Origin of the sequence: Vibrio sp. 10N.247.311.13 (genome assembly GCF_041467595.1) — a bacterium.
Taxonomy (GTDB): Bacteria; Pseudomonadota; Gammaproteobacteria; order Enterobacterales; family Vibrionaceae; genus Vibrio; species Vibrio crassostreae_C.
Genome location: NZ_JBFSUX010000007.1, coordinates 115981 through 126573, shown reverse-complemented (window position 1 = coordinate 126573; position 10593 = coordinate 115981). Strand labels below are relative to the sequence as shown.

Below are 10593 nucleotides of genomic sequence, written 5' to 3'. Positions count from 1 at the left end.
ACTGAGCCCGTAGAGGACTTTCACCTCCTAGATCAACGCCATGCTCGGCGCACAAAGAAAGGCTCTAAGTATTCACTTAGAGCCTTTTTATTTCACTTTAAATTAGAATTAGAGTAACTGGTGCTTTGACAACACGACAACGACTTTCTCAATAAGACCACTACGAGAAAAGAGCTGTGAAGCCATTTCATGGTTTAGCGTTAACGATGCAAATGCCTCACTTGTTCCGTCTTTAAACTGAACTTCAATACCCTGTGTTGGCTCATCATTGAGTTGGTAAATAAACGGTACCTGACAGTAAGTAAAAGCCAGTTGCCCAGCCTGAACAATAAAGCTCTGCATTTGTCCTTCAATATTTTGGCAGTCAAAAGTCGCCGCTTTTTGTAAGAACTCTTTAGGACTAAGAAGTGAAGGGTTAATTACAATTGTGCCATCAACGACCTCTAGACCTAGCTCTCCAAAACGAGTAATCACTTCTTCCTTAACTTGCCCTGTCATCCCTGGCTGCTGTGCTCCAGAGTGCTTTGGCGTATGAGAATACGGATCCGTCGGAAACGCACCGTAGTTTTCCGGCGTTTTGTTGAAACCAATACCAGCTCTCACTTTGTAATAGTAATCCGCTAATTTAAGAGTTTCCTGGCTATTAGAATCCATACTCCAAGCATGCTGATAGTTTTCTTGCACAGCTAGCAGCAACTTAGAAACCATATGCCAATAGATACAACCTAAACCTTCATAACCAAACATGGTTCCCGAACGCCCAGTAAAGGCTTTATGGTTGAATACACGCTCATACAAACTAGATACATGACAAAATTCATCATCACTAATTGACGGGTAATCGGCTTTAATTTCATCAATCGCAGCCTGAAGGAAACCTTTGTTTTCAAAGCTTGAATTGAAGTGGTAAGAACCTTTGCTGTCTTGGTTTACTAATCGGTTATCTTTGGCAACAACCATCATGCTTAACAATTTGCTCTGGTCAATGTCTTTAGCGTCTAAACAGTTTTTGTCCATAAAAGAAGCCAGCTCACGGTCAGGGTAAAGCATGAAGCTATTTTGATCAGCACGATACATGTCACTGGCAAACAATTTATCCAACAACTCAACCGCTTGTTTAGATGATAATAGACCCGAGCTCAATACTGCAACTTGCCCTTCTAGCATAGGGTAAAGCTCTTCAACCATTAAGCTCTCACCAGAACAACTCAAGATGTTATACGCATTGTACAAACCGTCTTCACGCAAGTTGTTTGCAATCGTAGAATCTAGGACTTTTAAGCTCGCGCCCATCAATTGAACAATCGCTTCTTTCTCAACTTTCGTTTTCCCTGAGAATCCATTTACTCGGTACACGCGCTCACGATAATTAGCAGCGGATTTAGCCAGCTTAGTCAGCATTGCTTTACGCGTTTGACGAGTGACCGTATCTTGACGAATCTCTGTATTTGCCTCTGAAACGATCTGTGTAACAGAAGACATCCACTCAAACACTTCTTTGGAAATACTGTATGACGATGGTGACTTCTCTAACAGGCGCTGCATAAAGGCAACATAGCGACGCATGTAGTACAAGGTTACCATTGAGAGGCCGTTGCCAACGATAGCGTTGTTTGCATCATTCCATTCTGGACGTTGTGTATTGAGCCAAATACCACCATCAAGCACTAAGTTACTCAATTTCGCCAATAAAGGGACGAGTATCTTCTCCATTAAGTTGACCATATAAACTTCTTGGTCACCCGTCATCAACAAGCGACCGTCACTGCCTAAGCTCTTTACACGTTGCTCTGTCAATTCCTGCAAGTCTTGGTTGAACTCTACGGTATCTTTAGGGTTATCAAAGAGGCCTTGAACTCCACAAAGCTCGTAAGGCACGTTGGCATAACTAAAAATGTCACTCTCTAGTAATTCGATAAGATCGCTTTGCTCAAATTTGTCTGCTAACTCAAGGAATTTTAATAGATAAATGATTTGATGATCGCCCCAGTAACCAATGTTACTCCAAGGATCATCCGCCTCTAACAGCTCCCAATCTACACCATCTTTAGTAATTCGATACGGATTGTAACCATCCACCGTTGAAGCATTAACAAACTTAGAGATGAATGATTTGATGAACCCTGGATAACTAAGAGCCATCGCTTCCCAGTTTTGGAAAATATCACGCCAGTTGCCTTGATAAGAAAGTAAGCGTTCGCCATTTTCATCTTTAAGCTTAATCTCATAGTGGTTCCAAGGGCGACTAGGGTCACCATGACGACGTCCAAAAGTAAGCGGTAGATACTCGTAGCTCAATCGAACTAATTGAGAATCCCCTGTCGCTTTAGCGCGCGAAACTAATTCAGAATGGCTGAAAACATCCCCTAACTGATCAAAAAAGTCTTGATGGCGGCCAGCTACCTGAGAGTTGGCCTTTTCCATAGTTTTAACTACGTCAACCTTTTCTAACATATAGCCGTTTTCAAACACGCCACCACGCATGTTATTGAACAACACATTGGCATAATGGTGAACGCTGGTATTTTCTTCAGCTGTTATTTGCCACGCATCCGCGCCAGACATTAATGTGATCAATTCATCTTGATTATCTGCAACGCTCTTTTCTAAAGCTAGTGCTAGGTTAGCAGGAACAGAGAGCTCAGATTGAAGCTGACAGATATCGGAATGAGTCTTGTCTATATCAGCGACAATCGACCAAACTTTGGTTTGATGTGCTCGCAGCGTCAGAGACTTATGAACTAAATAGCTCCCTCTAACCCCTTTCGTTAAAGGTTCACTTTTAACCGCTCGACCTTTTCTGAACGCATTAACTTGAGCACTCGTCAATAAAATTTGGCTGCTTTCCGTTTCTAAGCTGAAGACTGTCGTCGCTAGCAAAGATTCAGCAGGGTCGGCTCTATCGCTCAATTTCGCGTACATGCTGAACAGAGCTAATGAACTACCATCAACTTGTTCATTCCACTTGTACGCATCAACTAATGCACTTCTTGTTTGAAGAGCTGATAACGGAGCGCCTGAAGGAAGTATATTTTGTAAGCCATCTAGTGCTTCGACTTTACGCTCAAAGCTCGCGAGGTTGGTCAGTTTTGAACGACGAATAAAGCCGTATTTTTCACTCGTATTCCAGCTGTATTGGAACTGTAGTTGCAAAGTATGGTTTATCTCTTCAAATACAATCTTGTCTCCAATCGTATTTTTATAAAGATTGCGTTCAACATCAAAAATACCATCATGGAATGTATTAAACGGTTCCCAAAGTACAACCTTGTCGCCATGTTCAATACGGAAGATGGATTTTGAGCCGGTGTTTTCCGCATTTTCATGAATATGGTCAACAGACTTGTAAGGAAAAAGCGCATTTTCCGGACGAATGCGTCCAGCTGAAAGGCTGCCTGTTGATGAAATAAATAACCAGTGATCGCTCGACGATACAACGCTAATAAAGAATGGCGTCATTTGGTCAACATTAGAGATTTGGTAGTAACGCTCACCATCTAAATCAACGAACTTGCCATCGACCTCTGGTGTTGAGTTGTAGTCTTGTTTCATATCAAAATTCCAAAAAATTCTTACACTTAAACTTTGAAAGCGCTTTCTTTTGCGTTTCAAAAAGGATTTAAAGTTTACAAATGATGACAACGAGCAAAATGCTCTTCTGCAATTTGAGTCGGTTCTGGTATTGATTGCGTGCAAAGTTTATCGGCTTTCATACAACGGCTTGCGAACGGGCAACCTACGCTACTTGGCTTCCAAGAAGGGATATCGCCTTTTTTCACGTTCATGTCACGCTTGCCCGATTTACCGACTTCTGGCACTGCTGACAACAACAACTGAGAATACGGATGTTGTGGGTTCTGAGTGACGTTGTCGCTATTGCCCCATTCGACCATATGTCCTACATACATCACCGCCGTTTTCTCAGCAAAATAACGCGCTGTCGCAATGTCATGAGTGATGTACATGAACGAAATACCATGCTTATCCTTCAAGTCAGCCATTAGGTTTAAGATTCCTAACCGCACAGACACATCAAGCATAGAGATAGGTTCATCAGCTAGGATAACTTCAGGGCTAACAGCAATTGCGCGTGCAATTGCGACACGCTGTCGTTGTCCACCACTTAGTTCATGGGGGTACTTCTCTGCGGTCTCTTTAACTGGTGTAAGCCCAACCATTTCAAGCAATTCATAAACGAGGTTCGGAATCGCTTCTTTTTCTGCTCGTTTATGGATAAGTAATGGTCGCGCAATATGGTGGTAAATCGTATGTACAGGATTCAACGAGCCAAACGGGTCTTGAAAAATCATTTGCACTTGGCGTGCATATTCAAGCTCACCATATTTTTCAATATAGTCAGACAGAGGCTCACCTTTGAATTCGATATCTCCAGCCGTCTTATCGTAAATTCGGGTAAGAATTCGAGCTCCTGTGCTTTTCCCTGAGCCAGATTCGCCAACAATCGCTAATGCTTCTCCTTTACGAAGATCAAATGAAACATCATTTACGGCTCGCATCATATTGCTTTTGACTGACTGGCCAAGTGGGAAATCTTTTACCAAATTCTTAACTGATAAGATAACTTCGCTTTTATCAACGTTCTTTAAAGTATTCATAATCTTTCGCTCAAACTAGGTGACAAGATACGTGATGCCCAGTCGCAATAGCGCCCAAACGAGGCTCACTTTTAATGCACATTGAAATGCATTCGCCACATCGCTCTTGGAAGTTACATCCTTGAGGTGTATCCAAAAGGTTGACAGGATTCCCAGGGATCCCGTAGAGACGTTCTTTTGGCCCATGAATAGTCGGGAATGAAGAGATAAGCCCTTTTGTATAAGGATGCTTAGGTTCACTAAATACCGTTTTCGCATCACCTAATTCAATAAGGTTACCCGCATACATCACGCCAATTCGATCAGCAATTTCGCCCATGAGGCTTAAGTCGTGACTAATAAACAGAATAGAGAAGCCAAACTTACTCTTAAGCTCATACAGTTCATTCAAGATTTCACGTTCAACCACTACATCAAGTGCCGTTGTTGGCTCGTCCATGATGATCAGTTTAGGTTCCAGCGCCAAAGCAATCGCAATAACAACTCGCTGACGCATACCTCCACTCAGTTGATGGGGAAAGCTCGACATTCTGTCGCCATGAATCCCAACCGTTCCTAACAGCTCGACCGCACGATCGTGAGCCTGTTTATAAGGTATTTTTCTGTGCGCTAGAATAACGTCCGTTAGCTGCTCACCGATGGTAATGACAGGGTTAAGTGAGTTCATTGCGCTTTGAAAAACAATAGAAACGTCATTCCAACGGAAGTCACGTAACTGCTTGTTATTCATCTTTAAAACATCCTGCCCTTTGTAGAGTATTTCACCCTCAGAGATAAGCGCTGGTGCTTTGTGTAGGCGTGATATAGCAAAAGCCAATGTACTTTTACCGCAACCAGACTCACCGGCAATACCGAGCGTTTCACCGGGCGCAATGGAAATACTAACGTCATTAACGGCTCTTGCTACGCCATTAGGAGAAACGTAATCAACACACAGGTTATTAATTTCTAATAGATTGCTCATTATAGGCCTCGGCGTTTATCTGCTTCTTTTTTAAGTTTGTGCCACAGTTTGATGTGTGGGCCCGTACGTAATTTAGGGTTGCTCACTTGGTCAATTGACATGTTAATCAATGCGAGTCCACCACCAGTAATCGCTAACGCCAATGCAGGAACCAGCATTTCCCACCACGCTCCGGTATATAACGATGAAGAGGTCTGTGCCCAATACAGCATAGAGCCCCAACTCACTTCTGTTGCATCACCTAAACCTAAAATACCTAGACCAGCTTCAGAGCCCATTGCGTAGATAACCGTGCCTAGGAACCCGCCAAAAACAATCGAAACTAAGTTTGGTAAGATCTCTACTAAAATAATGCGGATTTTTGATTCACCCATAACTTCTGCAGAAATGATGAATTCTTTGCTTCTAATTGCCATGGTCTGTGCACGAATCACCCTAGCTCCCCAAGGCCAGGAGGTTATTCCTAACAACACGGTAATAACCAGCGAACCGACCTGCCCTAAGAATGCGGCGAGAACAATCAGCAAGGGCAACTGTGGAAACACAAGAAATACGTTAGTAACGAAGTTCAAGCGTTCATCGACTTTTCCACCAAAGTAACCAGATGAAACCCCGACGAGCACTGCTATTGTCATCGCGATTACGCCCGCAGAGATCGCAACAGTAAGCGACTTTCTTGCTCCAAATAGAACCTGGCTATATACATCACGCCCGCTACGAGTAGTGCCCATAATATGCTCAGAACTTGGTGCAATATGTGGACGTGCTACGCGCTTTTCTGGATTATGAGTCGATAATACAGGCGCAAATAACGCCCCAGCTAAGACAATCGTAAGTAAAAAAGTACCTACAATGGCTGGAGGGTTACCGTAGAAAAATGCGTAAGCTTTACCGAGAGTTTTCTTTACGTTTTTCCACGACCATTTTGGCTCACGTACTGGCATATTCGGCTGGTTAGCGGTTTTTTGAGTATCCATTAAATTATCCATCATGCGCCTCAGTTCGAGATTCTAGGGTCAAGCCAGACATATAGAAGGTCGGCAATAAAGTTAGCGGTCAGTACCGCTGTCACCAAGATAAGAAGAATGGCTTGGATAAGTGGGTAATCACGAGCAACTATGCCTTTAAGAAGGATGTTCCCCAAGCCTTGGTAGTTAAAAACCACTTCGGTCATGATTGAGCCTGCGAATGAGAATCCGATTGCCATTGCAATAGCGGTCGCAACAGGAAGGATGGCATTTCGACCAGCATAGCGAGACATAACACGATAACTACTCAAGCCTTTGGCCTCAGCCATCGTTACGTAATCTTCACCCAACACATTGATCATCGCATTACGCATATTGAAGACCCATGTTGCGATCCCAACCAGGACCATAGAGCCCATAGGCAACACAGCGTGTTTAGCCACACTAGAAATAAACTCCCATGTAAAACCTGGCTCTAGCGATGGGTCATAAGTGTATGCCAAAGGTAATAGTTCGAGTTTTAAACCGAAGAAATAGAACAACAGTAACGCGGTCACGATGTACGGGAAGTTACTAATAAATGCCAAAACTGGCGGAACAATTTGTCCAAATAGCCCTTCACGTCGATACGATGCATACGTACCAATACTGACACCAATGATAAGAGCAACAATCAGCGAACCAAGCGCTAGGAACATAGTCCACGGCAGTGCCATAGCAAGGACATCTGAAACACTTACAGGAAACATAAGCACTGAAGGTCCCAGATCAAGAGTGAATACGCTTTTCATATACGCGAAGTATTGTTCGAAAACATTGCCATCAACAAAACCGTACATTTCACGAACGGCATCCATTTGAGCAGGATCCATTCGACCTTGAGCTGCAGCGAAAAGAGCATCAACAGGATCTCCTGGCATTAGGCGAGGCAACATGAAATTAAACGAGATAGCGATTAAGAAAGCGGTAAAATAGAAGCCAAATCGGCGAATTAAAAACGACATAAAAATCTTTTAACCTAGGGGCTACAACCTAAGCTGTAGCCCTCTCAAAAATAACTTACTTAAGGTGTAGATTGTTGAGAATTATTACTCTCTTACCACCGTCGTACCATACTGGCTGTACGTATGGGTCTTTTTCACTTGGCCAACCAACAATATGTTTAGTACTGTATTGGAACCAAGTTGGGTTAGAAAATAGAGGGATAAAGGGAAGGTTTTCAGCCGTAAATTCCTGAAGTTCACTCAACACTTTCTCTTGCTGCTCTGCATCACCAATTTTGCCGAAGCTGTCGATCAATGCGTCGATTTCTGGTGAATTAACACCGTGACCAGCATGCCAAGTTTTTCCGATTCGAGACGTTGAGAAGTACTCTTGGTACGCCAAGATTGGATTTGTCGCGACCATTGACCAGTTAATTGACATGGTATATTTGCTTTCTTTCAAATTGCTGTCATATACCGCCCAATCCACAGTCTTAACGTTTGCTTTCACACCCACTTCTTCAAAGTATTCAGATACCATCTGAACCACTTGGATCCAGTCGGTCCAACCGTTTACAACCTCGATATCAAACTCAACCGTTTCCCCGTTTGCTTTGTCGCGGAATCCATTACCGTTTTTGTCAACTAAGCCCGCTTCATCAAGTAAAGCGTTTGCTCTTTCAACATCGTACTTAGTTAGATAACCATATTTCTTAGATACATTTTTATCAATGTGCGTTTCGTATAGCTCACCGATGCCACCAGCATTGAAGTTTGCGGTCGGATAACCGTAAGCAGCAATATCAACGATGGTTTCACGATCAAGAGCCATAGAAAGTGCTTGTCGTACTCTTAGGTCATCAAATGGCGCTTCTTTGGTATTTACGTAAAGGTGGATAGCATCATTCGCTGGATACCAAAAATGGTTATTTTCTTTATCCATATCGACAAATGTTGACTCAACGTCAGCAATAAAATTTGAACCCCAATCAATCTCACCTTTGATTAAGGCAGGTTGGATCTGAGAGTTGTCATTGTAAGAACGGAAGTTGATGCAATCTAAATAAGGTCTATTTTCTAAATAGTAATTTGGGTTTCGGCACAGCTCCATCTGTTGCGGTTTAATGTATTTAACCGTCGTCATTGGGCCACTACCTACCGGGTTAAGGTTGGTAAACGTTGTCAGCTCTTCAACTTTCGACCAAATATGCTTTGGTACAATATGGTAACGCTCTAAGTTCCAAGCAAATGTAGAATCCGCTTCCGTCAGCTCAAACACGACGGTTCGCGCGTCAATAGATTTGATTTCTTTTAAATTACCTGAAGACCAAATACCTTTCTGGTCAAAAGCTGGTGCCTCTTTAGTCAACATAAAGCTAAAAACAACGTCGTCTGCAGTTAACTTTGAACCATCAGACCACTTCAAATTCTCTCGTAACTTAAGCGTCAATGTTTTCAGGTCAGTTGAATACTCAACCGACTCAGCCAGGCGATAATCAACATCACCTGTCATGTTGTTGAATACGACCAATGGCTCAAACATTACCCCATGCAGCAAGTCTTTAGTTGTATAAGGGTTAAAGTTTTCAACAAAGCCAGTATTGATAATTGGCACCGTTAGTGTGCCACCCTGCTTAACTTCATCTGCTTGTACAGAGGCTCCGAATAAAGCTCCAATGGCGAGCGAAGCAATCAATGTCTTTTTGTGCATCACGTTGTCCTTTTAATGATAATAACCAGAAAGAAAGCGCTTTCTTTTAACTTTAAAAAAGGGGGTGTTTTCGTATTCACTATCGGCAACTCGCATCAAGAAACCGCTTTCTTTAGGTGGATAATAAGCCGATAGAATGATTCTTCAACTTACATTTCGGTGAAACGAACCATAGATCACAAATTTAGAATAGATTGAGAATAGAAATACACAACAGTGCCATTCGTCACATTAATTGTTCACTAACACGAAAAACAATTTAAAAACAATAAGTTAAAATTCACTAATGGTACCCCCATGGTCTTTCCTAATCGTCGAACCTCTAACCCATCAATGAACTTATGTGCTTTCTTTAAAATAGCCTTTCCGTCGCGATTCTCAACATACATAGACTGTATCTATGTATGATTCTCTCAAAAACAAAAGAAATCGCTTTCTTGGACGCTAAACCTATGTCAGCATACCAGTCATAAAATGTAAGTTCCCCCTTAGGACAACTATGTTTAACTTTTGGAATGGCAATAAATCAGGTAAAAGACAGCACTATGAGTTGGAGCTAATTCATAGCTTGTTGAATTGGGATCCGAACGAACCTATTGTCGTTCACAGCGATAATACAGACTTTCCAAGAGCTGAGGATGAAGGAAATATATTCCGCAAGAATTATGATGTACTCGTCACGGTGGCGGGAAACCGTAAATTTGCTGATAAGCCTGCAATCAAACTCAACTCTCCAATTTGTAAAGGCTTATTAGGACACCGTATCCTGATAATTAGGGAACAAGATCAACCCACATTCCATAATATCAACAGCAATAAACTGAAATCACTTATCGCTGGAATTCCTGCGACATGGGCTGATGCTGAGCTGTTTAGAGCAAATGGATATCGAGTACTAGAGCAAGGAACGTTACCAGAGATTCTGAAACTTCTCTCAGATAAAAAATGTGATTATGTGTCACTCGGAGCCAATGAAGTTGAAAGCATATACCAAGAACATACCTATTCCCTGGATGGGTTAGTCATAGAAAAAAGTATTATGCTTTATTACCCTCTTCCTCTGGTCTTCTATGTCCACCCAGACAAGGCTCAACTGGCTCAATTACTTGAGGACAAACTGCAAGACTACAAACTCAGTGGTGATTTCGAGCTATTGTTTAACCAACATTTCGGGGACGTAGTGAGATCCATTGGATTAGAACATCGCAAAGCTATTAACCTCGTAAATAAGGAGCTACCGCCAGAGCTAAGATCATTTAAGTCTCAAGTCATCTCGTGATTATAAATAGAGGAGACTTAAAACCATGCACCTAGATTTACAACATTAGGTGCATCCGCTTCATGCTCCTAA

7 protein-coding genes are annotated in these 10593 nt (G+C 42.3%); 1 reads left to right on the top strand and 6 read right to left on the bottom strand.

Annotated features, from left to right (window positions below; genetic code table 11):
* Positions 1–108 precede the first annotated feature (108 nt).
* The 6 genes from AB6E52_RS05145 to AB6E52_RS05120 form a co-directional block, all read right to left on the bottom strand.
* On the bottom strand, positions 109–3552 hold the full coding sequence (locus AB6E52_RS05145) for a hypothetical protein (RefSeq protein ID WP_102319663.1): 3444 nt from the start codon (positions 3550–3552) through the stop codon (positions 109–111).
* 74 nt (positions 3553–3626) lie between these two features.
* Positions 3627–4616 carry an ABC transporter ATP-binding protein gene (locus AB6E52_RS05140; RefSeq protein WP_017071889.1) on the bottom strand — a complete coding sequence of 330 codons (990 nt, stop codon included), beginning with the start codon at positions 4614–4616 and terminating at the stop codon, positions 3627–3629.
* Between the two features lie 10 nt (positions 4617–4626).
* Positions 4627–5580 carry an ABC transporter ATP-binding protein gene (locus tag AB6E52_RS05135; RefSeq protein ID WP_048659634.1) on the bottom strand — a complete coding sequence of 318 codons (954 nt, stop codon included), beginning with the start codon at positions 5578–5580 and terminating at the stop codon, positions 4627–4629.
* Entirely contained in the window at positions 5580–6557 is a 978-nt protein-coding gene (locus AB6E52_RS05130) for an ABC transporter permease (protein ID WP_371957688.1), read from the bottom strand. The genes AB6E52_RS05135 and AB6E52_RS05130 overlap by 1 nt, the downstream gene beginning before the upstream one ends.
* A 20-nt stretch (positions 6558–6577) precedes the next feature.
* Complete coding sequence (locus AB6E52_RS05125) at positions 6578–7552, bottom strand: ABC transporter permease (RefSeq protein ID WP_017071753.1); 975 nt, start codon at positions 7550–7552, stop codon at positions 6578–6580.
* Between the two features lie 55 nt (positions 7553–7607).
* The gene (locus tag AB6E52_RS05120) at positions 7608–9242 is read right to left on the bottom strand and encodes an ABC transporter substrate-binding protein (RefSeq protein ID WP_102319664.1); all 1635 of its coding nucleotides are present in this window, start codon (positions 9240–9242) and stop codon (positions 7608–7610) included.
* A gap of 499 nt (positions 9243–9741) precedes the next feature.
* On the opposite strand from AB6E52_RS05120, the gene AB6E52_RS05115 reads away from it, so the two are divergent.
* Positions 9742–10521, top strand: coding sequence for a hypothetical protein (locus tag AB6E52_RS05115; protein ID WP_017071751.1), 780 nt, complete (start codon positions 9742–9744; stop codon positions 10519–10521).
* The last annotated feature ends 72 nt before the right edge of the window (positions 10522–10593 follow it).